This is a genomic window from Yoonia maricola (genome assembly GCF_002797915.1).
Lineage (GTDB): Bacteria > Pseudomonadota > Alphaproteobacteria > Rhodobacterales > Rhodobacteraceae > Yoonia > Yoonia maricola.
Genome location: NZ_PGTY01000003.1, coordinates 432,959 through 448,022, shown reverse-complemented (window position 1 = coordinate 448,022; position 15,064 = coordinate 432,959). Strand labels below are relative to the sequence as shown.

Here is a 15,064-nt window from a genome sequence, read left to right as displayed (position 1 = left end):
GGACATCCCATGGAACTGGCAGACGAAATCATCATCAACGCATCCAAAGAACGGGTCTACGCTGCACTCAATGATCCTGAAATTTTGCAACAATGCATTCCCGGCTGCGAAGAATTGATCAAACACTCTGACACCGAACTGGAAGCCAAGGTCGTGCTGAAGGTGGGTCCGGTGAAGGCCAAGTTTAAGGGTGATGTGCAACTGGACACTGCCGGTGCGCCGGATGCGTTTTCGCTGACCGGACAAGGCAATGGCGGCGCTGCGGGGCACGCCAAAGGTGGGGCGGATGTGACACTGACGGCAGATGGCCCTGATACAACGATCCTGCGGTACGAGGCCAAGGCAGACATCGGCGGCAAGCTGGCGCAATTGGGCAGCCGGTTGATCCAAAGTACGGCAAAAAAACTGGCAGCCAAATTTTTCAAGTCTTTCGCTGATGTGGTCAATGAAGACGCCACTGCCTGAACGTCTGATTTATGCTGAACACGCATCTGATATTATTGCGCAAGGGGCCATGCTCGCGCGTGAGTCACAGCCTTTTGCGTTAGTGACGTCTCTCGCGATTGAAGGTGGCGCGGCGCGCGAGGTCGGCTCGCTTGCGCTGGTGGATGCACAGGGCGGGATGACAGGTTATCTTTCAAATGGATGTATTGACCGCGATATTCAGCATCACGCAATGGACGCCCTGCGCTTGGGGCAAAAAAAGCTGATCCGCTATGGCGATGGATCGCGGTTCGCTGATCTCAAGCTGCCTTGCGGTGGTGCTTTGACCGTCTTGATTGATCCTGAGCCAGATACAAGCGCTATCATTGATGCCTCTGCCAAGTTTGCAGCGCGTCAGCCTGTTTCATTGGCTTTCGATGGGCAGGATGAGATGGGTACGACGTTATCGCAGACGTTCACATATACCCCGCAGCACCGTTTGGTTCTGGCCGGTCGCGGCGCCATCTTTCGGTCCGTGGCGCAGATTGGTCATGCAACGGGCTATGACCTGCATCTGATGTCGCCCGAGACCGAAGACCTTGCCGCGATTGGACATCTGTCTCGTGCACCAGCAACGCATCTTACCTCACCAGAGAGTGACATATCGCTGGATATGCTTGATGCTTACGCGGCGTTTCTTACCCTGTTTCATGATCATGACTGGGAACCCGGTCTGCTGCGTGCTGCGTTGCAAACACCTGCGGGCTTTATCGGCAGTTTGGGTAGCCGCAGGACACATGCTATGCGACAAGAGGCGCTGCGAACGATGGGCTTGTCAGAAGGTGATTTGGCCCGGCTGCACGGGCCGATTGGTTTGGTGCCTTCGCTACGCGACGCATCGTCTATCGCGGTTTCGACCCTTGCCGAAATCGTGGCAGCATTTCAGGACAGCGCGCGACAGTAGGATGCGCTGTCCTTGGACGCCTATAAACACCCGGCAAGCGCTGTGGCCATATTCCTGATCAGTTGCGGATAAAGCGTGGGACCCGGTTCCAGATCAACGCCCAAGGGGTCAATCACTGCCGTTTTCGCTTCGGTCCCATCAAGGACAGTCGTGACCAGCCCTTCATTGAACTGGGGTTCAGACAGCACGCATGTGATGCCTTGGTCGCGGATACGCGCCTGGACCTCGGCGATCCTTGCGGGGCTTGGATCTGTCGCGTCGCTCAATGAGATGGCACCCGAAGCTGGGAAATCGAAATCGGTTTCAAAATACTGATAGGCGTCGTGGAAGACGACAAAGCTTTGACCGCGGACGGGGGCCAGTATCTCGGTCACTTCGGTTGACAGCGCCTCAATTTCGGTACCGGCTGCTGCGGCGTTGGCGAAATAAGTGCCTGCGTTGTCAGGGTCAACCGCCGATAATTCTGCTGCAATCAGGTTGAGCCATGTTGCCGCATTTGTGGGCGACAACCATGCGTGTGGGTCATGTGCGCCATGATCATGCCCGGCATGGTCATCGTCATCGTGCTCATCATGCGCGTGTTCTTCGTGGTCGTGATCGTCATGATCCTCATGCGCAGCTGCCTCGGCGTGATCATGTTCATCTTCAGCATGGTCGTCATGGTCAGCATGGTCGTCATGGTCATGTTCATCTTCCGCATGTTCATCATGATCGGCGTGGTCTTCATGATCATGCGCCTCAAACAATGCGTTCTCGCGGAACTCCAGCAGTGTGGTTTCTTCCTCCTCAAGCAATGTCATCACGCTGGCATTGGTGGCTAGTGTTGCGACGGCATCTTCCATCCAAGGGGCCAGATCTTCGCCCATCCACACCACGATATCAGCGTCCTGCAATGCCGTCGCCTCGGACGGGCGCAGGCTGTATTCGTGGGGCGACGCGCCGGGTGGCAGGATCAGGTCGGGCGTGCCGACGTCTTCCATCACGCGGGCGACAAGGGAATGCACCGGCGCGATATCGACGGCCACATTGGGGACGTCTGCGATGGCCGTGCCACCCATCAAAGTAGCAATAGCAGTAAGTGAAGCGCGTGTTCTGGACATCTGACCCTCTGTGTGATTTTATAACGTTACGGGTGTCATAAATGATATAGAATAACATGACAAGAGAGGCATGCGTCATGTCTGAAATAAATGCGGCCCCAGTTGGGTTCGAAAAGCATGATCACACTGCCTGCGTGGTGCAGGCGTTGACGGCGGCAGAGACCCGCTGCGCGGCCAAAGGACTGCGGTTGACACCTGTACGGCGCAAGGTGTTGGAGCTGCTGTTGCGCGAACATCGTGCGCTGGGGGCATACGCTATTCTTGATTTATTGCGCGACGCGGGCTTTGGCTCTCAGCCCCCCGTCGCCTATCGGGCGTTGGATTTTCTGGCAGAGAACGGCTTTGTTCACAAGATCGAGCGATTGAACGCATTTGTTGCCTGCGCCCATCCCGGTGAAAGCCATTCGCCTGCCTTCATGATTTGCAGGCGGTGCGATGCTGTGGTCGAGGCCCATTCAACCCCCGCCAAAGGTGCCTTGGGTGATGCTGCACGGGCAGCCGGGTTTCAGATCGAAAAGACTGTTGTTGAGGCCGAGGGTGTTTGTCCGGCTTGCGTCGATAAGGTTGACGCATGAACCTGATTGATGTGAAGAACCTGCATGTCGCCTATGGCGCGAACACCGTTTTGCGGCATGTGGACCTGCATCTGGAACAGGGTGAGATTGTCACGATTGTCGGACCGAATGGATCAGGCAAGACCAGCCTATTGCGTGCCATCATCGGGGCGACAAAGCCCGTGAGCGGAGATATCCACCTCAAGCCCGGCCTGAAAATCGGCTATGTGCCGCAGCGCCTGCATATCGACCCAACACTGCCAATCACGGTGGAACGGTTCATGCGGTTGACCGGTGGTGTGTCAAAGGCGGCTTGCCGAACAGCACTTGAAACGGCGGGTGTGCCCGATCTGCTGAAGCGGCAGATGACGAAGCTTTCGGGCGGCCAGTTTCAACGTGTCATGCTGGCACGCGCATTGATCAACCAACCCGATGTTTTGCTGTTGGATGAGGCTACGCAAGGCCTTGATCAACCTGGCTCTGCGGCGTTTTACCAGCAGATCGCACAGGTCCGGCAAGAAACGGGCTGTGCCGTTTTAATGATCAGCCACGAACTGCATGTGGTGATGAGCGCCTCTGACAGGGTGGTCTGTCTCAATGGGCATGTCTGTTGCGAAGGGGCACCGGCGATCGTGGCCTCGGCCCCGGAATACCGTGCACTGTTCGGCACGGGTACGGGCGGGGCCTTGGCACTTTATCGGCACGACCATGACCATGATCACACCCATAGCCATGAGGCCGCAGAATAATGCTTGATGACTTTATGACCCGCGCCATGCTGGCCGGGGTTGGGGTGGCCTTTGCCGCCGCCCCTTTGGGCTGTTTTGTGGTCTGGCGGCGCATGGCTTATTTTGGTGATGCGACAGCACATGCCGCTATTCTGGGGATCGCATTGGCGCTGGCGCTTGAGGTCTCGATCTTCGCCGGTGCGATGGTAGTTGCGCTGATCATGGCGCTGACGGTGACGTTTCTGACAGGGCGCGGCTATGCGATGGATACGATTTTGGGTGTGTTGGCGCACTCCGCGCTAGCCTTTGGACTGGTGGCGGTGTCGTTTCTGTCGGGCATCCGGATCGACCTGATGGCTTATCTGTTCGGTGATATCCTTGCGGTTTCCAAATCGGATCTGATTGTGATCTGGGGCGGGGCCACACTGGTGGTGGCACTGATCCTGTGGCGCTGGTCGGCGCTTTTGATGTCAACCCTGAACGAAGAACTGGCCTATGCCAGCGGTTTGCACCCCAAACGCGAACAGCTTGTCCTGACCATCTCATTGGCGATCACTGTTGCGGTGGCGATCAAGGTTGTCGGGGTGCTTCTGATTGCCGCAATGTTGATCATCCCAGCTGCGGCGGCACGAGGCCTTGCCCGCACACCGGAAGCCATGGCGGGGATCGCGGGGGCGATTGGGGCTGTTTCCGCAGTTGCCGGGCTTCAGGGTGCCTATGTGTTGGACACGCCCGCCGGTCCCTCAATTGTATGTGTAGCGGCAATACTCTTTGCGGGGCTTAATCTGGTTGGGTGGCGCAGCAAGAACGCGATGTGAGCCTGTGGGACAAGTTCGGATAGTATTGGCATCCTGGTGGAGGTAGGTCGCCTTGATTGTTGCGATCTGCGCTGGCGTCAGCCTCAATCTGTGTTCGTCAAACTTGCGATCAACCCTGACTGCTTCGATTCGCACCCTTCGAAGCGCTTCTGCATGATCGCGCGTCCTCAGGGAGAACGTCTCTTCCCGCTTTCCGTAGGTGGCAACGATATCTTGGGGAACGACAGCGCGGTGGTAGTAAACTGCTCCGCGACGATACAAGCGGGTGTGGCCAGACATCTTCTCAAGGGTCCTCACTGTAACACCTCAGCGTGACAGTCCCCTAAAAATACCAATCCAGATCAGTAACTTATTGTTATCGTTAGCATGTATGTGGGTTTGGTGGAGCCTAGGGGAGTCGAACCCCTGACCTCTTGCATGCCATGCAAGCGCTCTCCCAACTGAGCTAAGGCCCCATCCTGACAGCATTGCGCTGTCCAACGGCTGTCTATGCAGCGCGCCGGGCGAGATCAAGTGAAAATCGCGCCCGGTATATTGTTTTAATCGTCGTCGCTTGCGGGCACGTCGGCGAGTTCGTCCAATGAGACCGTATCATCGTCGTCGTCATCTTCCAGCACGTCATCGCCCAGATCAACGTCATCGCCGTCATCGTCATCGTCGAGAACCAGATCGTCTTCTTCCGTGCTCTCTTTGCTTTTGGTGGTCTGCGCGTCTTCGGCATCCGCAACCATGGTGCGGGTTTTGGACGTATCGACGGCGACTTCATTGCCGGTGTAGGGGCTAATGATTGGTGTCGCGTTCAGGTCGTAAAAGCGTTTGCCGGTTTCGGGGCAAAGGCGCTTTGTGCCCCACTCTTCCTTAGGCATAGGCTATCCCTTCAAAATCCTAGTCTTCCCTTGCGGGTGATCGGTGCCAACTGCCATAAGCAGGGGGGCGTGTCAAAGCCTTTGGCACATGAATGATAAGAAGTTGGATATGGGCCGTCATACACTTGAAGGCAACCCCCCCATAGACGTGATTTTGCGCCATTCGGCCCGCGCCAAGCGTTTGTCGCTGCGGATTTCGCGTCTGGACGGGCGCGTGACGCTGACATTGCCCCGCCGTGCGCCTGAAAGGGAAGGAATCGCCTTTCTACACACGAAAGAGGCTTGGTTGCGCAAGCACCTGCAAGACGTGAAGCCTGCAACCATTGTTGCCGTCGGTCAATCCGTTCCCCTTCGCGGGGTTCTGACGCCAATTTTGACCGGCAGCGACAAGCGGGCGCAGATCAACGCGGACCATATCGCCGTTTCTGAGGCATTACCGGCTGCACCGCAGATCAAGGCGTTGATGCGTCACGCGGCGCGCGATGCTTTGGCACGGGCATCCGACACATATGCAGCACGGCTTGGCAGGCATTATACGCGCTTGTCCATCCGTGATACCCGGTCACGCTGGGGATCTTGTTCAAGCGAGGGTGTTTTGATGTATTCATGGCGCCTTATCATGGCGCCACCTGCCGTACTCGATTACGTCGCTGCGCATGAGGTCGCGCATCTGGTGGAAATGAACCATCAACCCGCGTTTTGGGCGGTTGTTGCACAGCTATGCCCAGAGTTTGAAACGCACCGGCAGTGGTTGCGCAGGGAAGGGGATCAGTTGCACCGGATCGTCTTCGACGATTGACCACGGCGCATTTCGTGATCACAAAAGGGCCGATGATGATTCAGCCCCGCCCCCAAGACAGTACAACCGCCGCGCATGAGCGTGTGTACCGGGCGTTGCGGACCAAGATCATGCATGGAGAGATTGCGCCGGGTGAGGCGTTGACACTGCGCGGTATCGGCAAAACCTACAATGTGTCGATGACCCCCGCGCGCGAGGCTGTACGGCGTCTGGTCGCAGAGGGTGCATTGTTTTTGTCCTCCTCCGGGCGTGTGTCGACCCCTGCCTTGTCCAACGAGCGGATTGAAGAGCTTGCGACGCTCCGCGCGCTGCTAGAACCGGAACTGGCATCGCGCGCCCTGCCGCGGGCCCACTTTGCGTTAATTGACCGGTTGGAAGCCATCAATCAGGGCGTCAATCAGGTGATCGCCCGGCATGATGCAACTGGCTATATCCGCATGAACCTGGAATTCCACCGCACACTTTACCTGCGCGCGCAAGCACCTGCGATGTTGGCGATGGCTGAAACAGTTTGGTTACAACTCGGGCCGACGATGCGGGCGCTCTATGGGCGATTGAACCGGACGGAGCCACCTTATCATCACAAGCTGATCTTGTCGGCGCTAAAGGCTGGTGATGAGCCAGGCCTGCGGCTGGCGGTGCGGGCAGATGCCACCCAAGGGTTGCGGATGCTGAAAGGTTAGGCCGCCATTGGCTGATAGACATCAAGGTCTTCAAGCGACAGGCTCATCACCCGCCGGAAATCTTCGCCGGGCATCCCGATACCATGGGCAAGGTTTGTCAGGAATTCATATTCTGGCGGGATGATCCGACCGCTAGACAGTGCGACAAAGAAGGCACCACGCATCATGGCGTCTTTTTCAGAATCGCGCAGGCCCTTGCCGAAATCCAGAAAGTCCTGCGGTGTCAGGTCCATGTCAATGTGATCAGCAATCCGCACGACGTCGGTTGACAAAATGTTCTGGCGGGTCAGGCGGCTTGCCGCTTTGGTGATTATCGTAATCTCGTTCGATGCAACAATACCGTCGGCTTTAGCCATATAACACATCGCGGTCAAAATGCGCTGCGCTGCCTTTTTCCGCATCGGGGAAGAGGGGTCCAGACCCATCAACGACTTTACCCGGCGCATGATCACAGCCAGCAGGGCAAGGCAAAGCGCCACCCAAATCCCGTAATTCTGGATCGTCCGCTGCAAGCTATTGCTGGCTTCGGATGGTAAACTTGCATCAATCAGGCCAAGCGACTGCGCTGTTTCCATCTGTTGGGGGCTGAATGGGCGTTCTGCTTCGCCGGTACATTGATCGACGGCCAACACATAACCCGTGATGTTGCGCGACAGGTTGAACCCCAAAATACGCAGATCGCGTGTTTGGTGACATAGGGATAATGGCGCGCCGCTTGGGGCGGTGATTTCAGTATCTGCCACATATTCCAAGCCTGTGAACATACCTGAGTCGGCTGTGAACGCCAATGCCGGGCCAGAGGCCAATACACTTATTAATAAGGCAACTATGAAACGCTTCATTGCAATTTTCTCGGGTTGGATCATTAACGTTGTCGTCAAAAATACGCATAATCGTGGCACAACTATGATGATATGGCCGCCAATGGTGAAAATAGCGGGTTTTAAGCCAGACAATGTGTTGTTTTTACTACAACTGTTTTCAAGCGGTCACAAAGAATAAACGGCCTGTCATTCATGACAGGCCGTTTGGGATGACTGCGCACCAGCGATTTCGCAGGTTATGCGTGAATAGCGCCATCGCCACAGGCCAGTGCAGCTTCGCGGACGGCTTCGGAGTATGTCGGGTGGGCGTGACATGTGCGCGCAAGATCTTCGGCGGCGGCACCGAACTCCATCGCGACGCAAATTTCGTGGATCAGATCGCCTGCCATGGGGCCGATAATATGCGCGCCGAGGACCCGGTCTGTTGTTGCATCAACCAGGATTTTGACAAAACCGTCGCCCGCAAAATTTGCCTTGGCGCGGGCGTTGCCCATGAAGGGGAACTTGCCGACCTTATACTTACGGCCTTGTTCTTTCAGGGTTTCTTCGGTCTCGCCCACATTGGCGACTTCCGGGTGTGTGTAAATCACACCGGGGATCACGCCATAGTTCACATGTGGGTGCTGGCCTGCGATACCTTCGGCGACGGCCATGCCTTCGTCTTCGGCTTTATGTGCCAGCATTGGGCCCGCGATCGTGTCGCCAATGGCGTAGATGCCTGCGATATTGGTGACGTATTTGTCGTTCGTTTTGATCTGTCCACGCTCTGATATCTCAACGCCGAGGGCGTCAAGGCCAAGGCCATTTGTATAGGGTTTGCGGCCTGTTGCGACCAGAACGGTGTCAGCTTGCAGTGTATGTTCGCTGTCATCCTTGCGCATTTTATAGGTGACGGTTGCCTTGTTGCCCTTCACCGTGACGCCCTGCACGGCAGCCCCAAGGGTGAATTTAAGCCCCTGCTTTGTCAGCATTTTCTGGAACTGGCGCGCGATTTCCTTGTCCATGCCGGGGGTGATCGCGTCGAGGAATTCGATGACCTCAACCTCAGCCCCTAGGCGGGCATAGACCGAGCCCAGTTCCAACCCGATAACACCAGCGCCAATCACCGCAAGCTTCTTCGGTACCTTGCCCAATTCCAGCGCGCCGGTGGATGTGACAACTGTTTTCTCATCGACGTCGACACCGGGAAGGGACGATGCCTCGGACCCGGATGCGATCACGATGTGCTTGGCATCATGGACCTCATCACCGACTTTGACTTTGCCTGCTTCGGGGATGGATCCCCAGCCTTTCAGCCAATCTACCTTGTTCTTTTTAAAAAGAAATTCGATGCCGCCGGTGTTCTGGGCAATCGTTTCGTCCTTATACGTCAGCATCTGCTTCCAATCGACGGAAGGTGCTTTGCCTTTCAACCCCATGGTCGCGAAGTTATGTTCGGCCTCATGCAACATATGTGTCGCGTGCAGCATCGCCTTGGATGGAATGCAGCCCACGTTCAGGCAGGTGCCGCCCAGCGTTTCGCGGCCTTCCACGCAGGCCACTTTCATACCCAGTTGGGCGCAGCGGATCGCGCAGACATAGCCGCCGGGGCCGGCACCGATTACGATGACATCATAGCTGGACATGGGGTCTCCTTAAGCGAGCAATATTGCGTACATATTCTGTACAGAACCTGTACGTACGGGTTTGTCATATTACGGCTGACACTATCATCAGCATGGTTGAGAGAAACCCCACAAACCAGATTAGCGACCGCCAGGGCGTGAGGCCAAAATAATAGGCGGGGATATAGAGAATGCGGGCACCCAGATAGGTCCAAGCACAGGCGGCACTGAACCCGGTGCCTTTGTCGCCCAACGTGATGACAACGACGGCGATGGTAAAAAGGATTAGCGCCTCGAAATGGTTGTTCATCGCGCGGATCAGGCGGCCGGTCTTGTCGCTGACCTGTTCGACCATGGGTTTGCCCATCCGGCTGGTGTCGCGGGGGGACAGGGTTTTGCCAACGCCGAGTTCGATATTGGCAGGGATCGCCATGAGGCAGAACTGGATGCCTTGAAGGAGGGCTGCGAGAGCGAGGACTGTGAGTTCGGGGGTCATGCGCTGATACCAAAGACTGCGACTAAGTCCAACCTGGTGAAAACAATGAAGGCTGCCGCCATCATTAAGAACGTGTACTGCAGGTTACTAAATAGTTTACTTCGCCTAAGCATGTAATTGGAAAGAGCATCAGATCTACTGCGAAGCTCTTCTTGTGCGGAGGGCCCTTCATTTTGTGCGGCTTGCAATTGATTTGGCATCATCGAAAAGCTTCCCACAACTATCTTTAAATCAACTATCTTTTTGTGCCCAAATACAAAGCTAAGGGCCCAACAAACCAGGGACATAAGCAAGAGACGTGATTGTGTGATGGACATGTCAGGTTGCATTGTCGCTAGGGAGTAACCAATCCCGGCCCCTGCAGCACTCATCAAGTAATAAGTACGCTTCTCATCCATTCTCCAAATTTCGAAGATCGTTTCATCGTAGACACTCATTTATGGTGCCGCCCGGCTTGCCGGGCAGCGCCCGGACCTCCCCCATGGGGAGGGCGCTTTTGCAGCGTTTCAGATTGATCAATGGTCAGCATCTGTGTTGATCTTTTGCAAATATCGGGTGTCGCAGCGCCCGCCCCGAGGTCCGGGCGCTGCCCTGTGTTGGATTGGACTTGCATTGCCGCAATGTCGCGTATGCGCGTGGGTTTCGCCCACACTACGTGGGGCGTAATCCAAGCTAGATACTCTAATTGAGAGCAGGTCATACGCAATTTAGGCTTCCTTAGGTCGCGTCGGTATCATTCTTGATATGAACCAAACAATTGGGACAGTCAGCAACAACCCACCGGTGAACACATCAAGGCCGCCCCTGAATTCTGGGCATAGTGAAACCACAACAATCGATCCGGACAGTATAAACACGGTCCGGATCGGCCGCGTTAACAACTCAAAGTAAAGGCAGAAAAGCCCGCTTCCGACAAAAATTGCCCCAGCCAATAAGGAAATAGGCCACGCCACAAGCGCCACTATTGGGGCTATTCCGGTTACAAGTAGTACGACGCCAGAGACTGCGATAGACCAGCGAAGTCTTGTTACCAGACGTTTGTCTTCGTCATCCTCCAATGATCACAAATCCATCAACAACCGCCGTGGATCCTCGAGCGCTTCTTTCACCCGCACAAGGAACGTCACCGCCCCTTTGCCATCCACGATCCGGTGGTCGTAGGACAGCGCGAGATACATCATGGGCCGGATCACGACTTCGCCATTGATTGCCATCGGACGGTCCTGGATCTTGTGCATCCCAAGGATACCGGACTGTGGCGGGTTCAGGATGGGGGACGACATCAGCGAGCCGTAGACCCCACCGTTGGAGATGGTGAAGGTGCCGCCTTGCATTTCGGCCATGCTCAGCTTGCCGTCGCGCGCTTTGGCGCCTTTTTCGGCAATTGCTTTTTCGATGGTGGCGAAGGACATCTGATCGGCGTCGTTGATGACTGGCACCACAAGACCCGTTGGCGTACCCGCCGCGATCCCCATGTTGACGTAGTTTTTGTAGACCACATCGGTGCCGTCGATTTCGGCGTTGACCTCTGGCACTTCGTTCAGGGCGTGCACGCAGGCCTTGGTGAAGAAGGACATGAAGCCCAGCTTCACGCCATGTTTCTTCAGGAACAGGTCTTTGTATTCGTTGCGCAGCGCCATCACCTCGGTCATGTCGACCTCGTTATAGGTGGTCAGCATCGCGGCGGTGTTCTGGCTGTCTTTCAGACGCTTGGCGATGGTCTGCCTTAGCCTTGTCATCTTGACCCGTTCTTCGCGTTCGGCCTGATCAGCGGCAACCGGGGCCCGTGGGGCGGCAGCTGGTACAGGGGCGGGGGTGGCCAGCGCGTTCAACACATCTTCCTTCATGACGCGACCGTCTTTGCCGGTGCCTTGGACATCGGTCAGATTGTTTTCGGCCATCAGCTTTTTGGCGGATGGTGCGTCTTCGACGTCCTTGGCTGCGGCTGCAGGGGCCGCCTCTGCCTTTGGTTCTTCCTTCTTGGCCGCCGGTGCGGGGGCTGCATCGCCTTCGGTGATCTGTGCCAGCAGCGCATCAACGCCAACGGTTTCGCCTTCGGCGGCAACAATCTCGGACAATGTGCCAGCCACGGGGCTGGGCACTTCGACCGTCACCTTATCTGTTTCCAGCTCGCACAGCATTTCATCAACGGCAACGGCATCGCCGGGCTGTTTGAACCAGGTGGCGACAGTGGCCTCTGTCACGGATTCGCCAAGGGTCGGGACGCGGACTTCGGTGCTCATTACTTTGTTCCTTTGATGGTCAGCGCATCGTCAACGAGGGCTGCTTGTTCTGCTTTATGCTTGCTGGCCAGACCCGTGGCAGGCGAGGCGGAGGCGGCGCGCCCGGCGTAGACAGGTCGCGTGTGTTTGGCTTTGATCCGGGTGAGGACCCATTCGATGTTGGGTTCCATAAATGCCCAGGCACCCTGGTTTTTGGGTTCTTCCTGGCACCAGACCATTTCGGCGTTTTTGAACCGTTCCAATTCGTTCACCGCCGATTGGGCCGGGAACGGGTAGAACTGTTCAAAGCGCATAATGTATACGTCTTTGATCCCGCGTTCGTCGCGTTCTTCCAGCAGGTCGTAGTAGACCTTGCCGGAACACATCACGACCCGTTTGATCTTGCTGTCGGCCACCAGTTTGGTGTCGGAATTGCCCTGCTGGGCGTCATCCCACAGCACACGGTGGAAGGATGATCCGGTGGTGAATTCTTCCTTCGTCGACACGGCCATTTTATGGCGTAACAGCGATTTTGGCGTCATCAGGATCAGCGGTTTGCGGAAGGTCCGGTGTAGCTGACGCCGCAGCAGGTGGAAATAGTTCGCAGGTGTCGTGCAATTGGCCACGATCCAGTTGTCGCCGCCGCACATGGTCAGGAACCGTTCCAGACGTGCGGAGGAGTGTTCGGGCCCTTGCCCTTCGTACCCGTGCGGCAGCAGGCAGACGAGGCCGGACATGCGCAACCATTTGCTTTCGCCTGAGCTGATGAACTGGTCAAACATGATCTGCGCGCCATTGGCAAAGTCGCCAAACTGCGCCTCCCAAAGGGTCAGCGCGTTGGGTTCGGCCAGCGAATAGCCGTATTCAAAGCCCAGTACCGCATATTCCGACAGCATCGAGTCGATGACTTCGTAGTTCGCCTGACCTTCGCGGATATGGTTGAGCGGATAGTACCGATCTTCGTTGTCCTGATTGATCAGGCCAGAGTGGCGGTGGCTGAACGTGCCGCGCGTACAATCCTGGCCGGACAAGCGCACAGGGTAGCCTTCGGTCAAGAGCGAGCCGAATGCGAGTGCTTCGCCCGTCGCCCAGTCGATCCCTTCGCCGGTCTCGAACATCTTGGCTTTTGCGTCCAGCAAACGGCCCACGGTCTTGTGCAGCGGGAAGTTTTCTGGCGCTTTCGACAGCGCTTCTCCCACCGCATTAAAGGTCGCTTCTTCAATCGCAGTCACGCCGCGTTGATAATCTTCGTCCTTGCGGTCGAGGTGGGACCACTTGCCGTCCAGCCAATCGGCCTTGTTGGGTTTGAAGTTTTTGCCCGCTTCAAACTCTTCATTCAGATGCGCCTGGAACGCGGCCTTCATATCTTCGATTTCGCCTTCTGGGATCAGCCCGTCGCGGACCAGCCGTTCGGTATAAAGCGTCAGCGTGGTCTTCTGCTTTTTGATCTTCTTGTACATCACCGGGTTGGTGAACATCGGCTCGTCGCCTTCGTTATGCCCGAACCGGCGGTAGCAGATGATATCCAGCACCACGTCCTTGTGGAACTTCTGGCGGAACTCGGTCGCGACACGGGCGGCGTGCACAACCGCCTCGGGATCGTCGCCGTTCACGTGGAAGATCGGTGCCTCAACCATCAGCGCGATGTCTGTGGGGTAGGGGCTGGAGCGGCTGAAGTGCGGTGCGGTGGTAAAACCGATCTGGTTGTTCACGACGATATGCATGGTGCCGCCGGTTTTGTGACCTTTTAGACCGGACAGACCAAAGCCCTCGGCCACAACACCTTGGCCTGCAAAGGCAGCGTCGCCGTGCAGCAGCACACCCATGACGCGGGTGCGGTCTTCGTCATTCTTTTGGTCCTGCTTGGCGCGGACCTTGCCCAGAACGACGGGGTTCACTGCCTCTAGGTGGGAAGGGTTCGCCGTCAGTGACAGGTGCACGGTGTTGTCGTCAAAACTACGGTCCGAGGATGCGCCGAGGTGGTATTTCACATCGCCCGATCCATCGACATCTTCGGGCTTGAACGACCCGCCTTGGAATTCGTTAAAGATCGCGCGGTAGGGTTTTTCCATCACGTTCGCCAGCACCGACAAACGGCCACGGTGGGGCATGCCGATGATGATCTCATCAAGGCCCAGCTGACCGCCGCGCTTGATGATCTGCTCCATCGCGGGGATCAGGCTTTCGCCGCCATCAAGGCCGAAACGCTTGGTGCCCATGTATTTGACGTGCAGGAATTTTTCGAAACCCTCGGCCTCGACCAGGCTGTTCAGGATCGCTTTGCGCCCTTCTTTGGTGAAGGCGATTTCCTTGCCGTAGCCCTCAATCCGTTCTTTCAGCCAACCGGCCTCTTCCGGGTTGGAGATGTGCATGTATTGCAGCGCGAATGTGCCGCAGTAGGTGCGCTGCACGATGGCGATGATCTCGTTCATCGTCGCCATTTCAAGGCCAAGGACGTTATCGATGAAAATCGGGCGGTCCATGTCTTCGGGTGCGAAGCCATAGGACTTCGGGTCAAGCTCCGGGTGCGGCGTGTTCTCGCGCATCCCCAGCGGGTCAAGATCGGCAATCAGGTGGCCCCTGATCCGATAGGCGCGAATGATCATCAGCGCGCGGATAGAGTCGAGGACGGCGGCGCGAACCTGTGCTTCGCTTAGTTCCACGCCCTTCTCGGCGGCTTTTTCCTTGATCTTCTTGCCAGCGGCTTCCGGCTCGGCTGGCCACTGACCATCGAGGGCGGCAGTCAAATCATCGGCTGGGGCAGGGGGCCAATCGGCGCGTGCCCAAGAGGGGCCTGCGGCCTCTGCCTTGGCATCTAGGGGTGCATCGCCCAAAGACCGGAAGAACGTTTGCCAACTCTCATCGACCGCGCCGGGGTTATCGGCGTAGCGGGCGTAGAGTTGTTCGACATACTCCGCGTTATGCCCTTGCAGGAAGGAAGAGGCGTGGAAGACGTCGTTGGGGGAATGATCGTTCATGGATT

Annotated in this window: 16 protein-coding genes and 1 tRNA gene; 7 read left to right on the top strand and 10 right to left on the bottom strand. The window is 56.7% G+C overall.

Annotation, left to right across the window (positions count from 1 at the left end; genetic code table 11):
* Positions 1-9 precede the first annotated feature (9 nt).
* Complete coding sequence (locus BC777_RS16525; RefSeq protein ID WP_100369292.1) at positions 10-465, top strand: SRPBCC family protein; 456 nt, start codon at positions 10-12, stop codon at positions 463-465.
* Positions 446-1,387, top strand: coding sequence for an XdhC family protein (locus tag BC777_RS16520; protein WP_245834414.1), 942 nt, complete (start codon positions 446-448; stop codon positions 1,385-1,387). Before BC777_RS16525 ends, BC777_RS16520 begins: the two co-directional genes overlap by 20 nt.
* Before the next feature lie 20 nt (positions 1,388-1,407).
* Here BC777_RS16520 and BC777_RS16515 read toward each other — a convergent pair whose 3' ends face one another.
* Positions 1,408-2,487: a zinc ABC transporter substrate-binding protein gene (locus BC777_RS16515; protein WP_100369291.1), complete on the bottom strand. Its 1,080-nt coding sequence runs from the start codon at positions 2,485-2,487 to the stop codon at positions 1,408-1,410.
* 77 nt (positions 2,488-2,564) lie between these two features.
* On the opposite strand from BC777_RS16515, the gene BC777_RS16510 reads away from it, so the two are divergent.
* From BC777_RS16510 to BC777_RS16500, 3 genes are read left to right on the top strand one after another with little or no spacing between them, the layout of a single operon-like run.
* On the top strand, positions 2,565-3,062 hold the full coding sequence (locus BC777_RS16510; protein ID WP_100369290.1) for a transcriptional repressor: 498 nt from the start codon (positions 2,565-2,567) through the stop codon (positions 3,060-3,062).
* Positions 3,059-3,790 carry a metal ABC transporter ATP-binding protein gene (locus BC777_RS16505; RefSeq protein ID WP_100369289.1) on the top strand — a complete coding sequence of 244 codons (732 nt, stop codon included), beginning with the start codon at positions 3,059-3,061 and terminating at the stop codon, positions 3,788-3,790. Before BC777_RS16510 ends, BC777_RS16505 begins: the two co-directional genes overlap by 4 nt.
* Positions 3,790-4,587: a metal ABC transporter permease gene (locus BC777_RS16500; RefSeq protein WP_100369288.1), complete on the top strand. Its 798-nt coding sequence runs from the start codon at positions 3,790-3,792 to the stop codon at positions 4,585-4,587. The genes BC777_RS16505 and BC777_RS16500 overlap by 1 nt, the downstream gene beginning before the upstream one ends.
* Here the strand turns inward: BC777_RS16500 and BC777_RS19715 are convergent.
* From BC777_RS19715 to BC777_RS16485, 3 genes are all read right to left on the bottom strand, one after another.
* Positions 4,513-4,866, bottom strand: a complete 354-nt coding sequence (locus tag BC777_RS19715) for a DUF6538 domain-containing protein (RefSeq protein WP_375342427.1) — start codon at positions 4,864-4,866, stop codon at positions 4,513-4,515. The two genes, BC777_RS16500 and BC777_RS19715, sit on opposite strands and share 75 nt — an antisense overlap.
* Positions 4,867-4,966: 100 nt before the next feature.
* Positions 4,967-5,042 (bottom strand) — tRNA-Ala (locus BC777_RS16490).
* Between the two features lie 84 nt (positions 5,043-5,126).
* Complete coding sequence (locus BC777_RS16485; RefSeq protein ID WP_100369287.1) at positions 5,127-5,453, bottom strand: TIGR02300 family protein; 327 nt, start codon at positions 5,451-5,453, stop codon at positions 5,127-5,129.
* 88 nt (positions 5,454-5,541) lie between these two features.
* Between BC777_RS16485 and BC777_RS16480 the strand changes: the two genes are divergently transcribed.
* A complete protein-coding gene (locus BC777_RS16480) occupies positions 5,542-6,252 on the top strand; it encodes a M48 family metallopeptidase (RefSeq protein WP_100369286.1) in 711 nt (236 codons plus the stop codon).
* 32 nt (positions 6,253-6,284) lie between these two features.
* The gene (locus BC777_RS16475) at positions 6,285-6,935 is read left to right on the top strand and encodes a GntR family transcriptional regulator (protein ID WP_100369365.1); all 651 of its coding nucleotides are present in this window, start codon (positions 6,285-6,287) and stop codon (positions 6,933-6,935) included.
* On the opposite strand, the gene BC777_RS16470 is transcribed toward BC777_RS16475, so the two are convergent.
* From BC777_RS16470 to BC777_RS16440, 6 genes are all read right to left on the bottom strand, one after another.
* Positions 6,932-7,777: a tellurite resistance TerB family protein gene (locus BC777_RS16470; protein WP_100369285.1), complete on the bottom strand. Its 846-nt coding sequence runs from the start codon at positions 7,775-7,777 to the stop codon at positions 6,932-6,934. The genes BC777_RS16475 and BC777_RS16470 overlap by 4 nt on opposite strands.
* Before the next feature lie 218 nt (positions 7,778-7,995).
* Positions 7,996-9,384, bottom strand: a complete 1,389-nt coding sequence (gene lpdA / locus BC777_RS16465; RefSeq protein ID WP_100369284.1) for a dihydrolipoyl dehydrogenase — start codon at positions 9,382-9,384, stop codon at positions 7,996-7,998.
* Between the two features lie 64 nt (positions 9,385-9,448).
* The gene (locus tag BC777_RS16460; RefSeq protein WP_100369283.1) at positions 9,449-9,859 is read right to left on the bottom strand and encodes an MAPEG family protein; all 411 of its coding nucleotides are present in this window, start codon (positions 9,857-9,859) and stop codon (positions 9,449-9,451) included.
* Positions 9,856-10,296: a hypothetical protein gene (locus BC777_RS16455; protein ID WP_100369282.1), complete on the bottom strand. Its 441-nt coding sequence runs from the start codon at positions 10,294-10,296 to the stop codon at positions 9,856-9,858. Before BC777_RS16455 ends, BC777_RS16460 begins: the two co-directional genes overlap by 4 nt.
* Before the next feature lie 624 nt (positions 10,297-10,920).
* On the bottom strand, positions 10,921-12,102 hold the full coding sequence (odhB, locus tag BC777_RS16445) for a 2-oxoglutarate dehydrogenase complex dihydrolipoyllysine-residue succinyltransferase (protein WP_100369280.1): 1,182 nt from the start codon (positions 12,100-12,102) through the stop codon (positions 10,921-10,923).
* Positions 12,102-15,059, bottom strand: coding sequence for a 2-oxoglutarate dehydrogenase E1 component (locus BC777_RS16440; RefSeq protein ID WP_100369279.1), 2,958 nt, complete (start codon positions 15,057-15,059; stop codon positions 12,102-12,104). The genes odhB and BC777_RS16440 overlap by 1 nt, the downstream gene beginning before the upstream one ends.
* Positions 15,060-15,064: the final 5 nt, after the last annotated feature.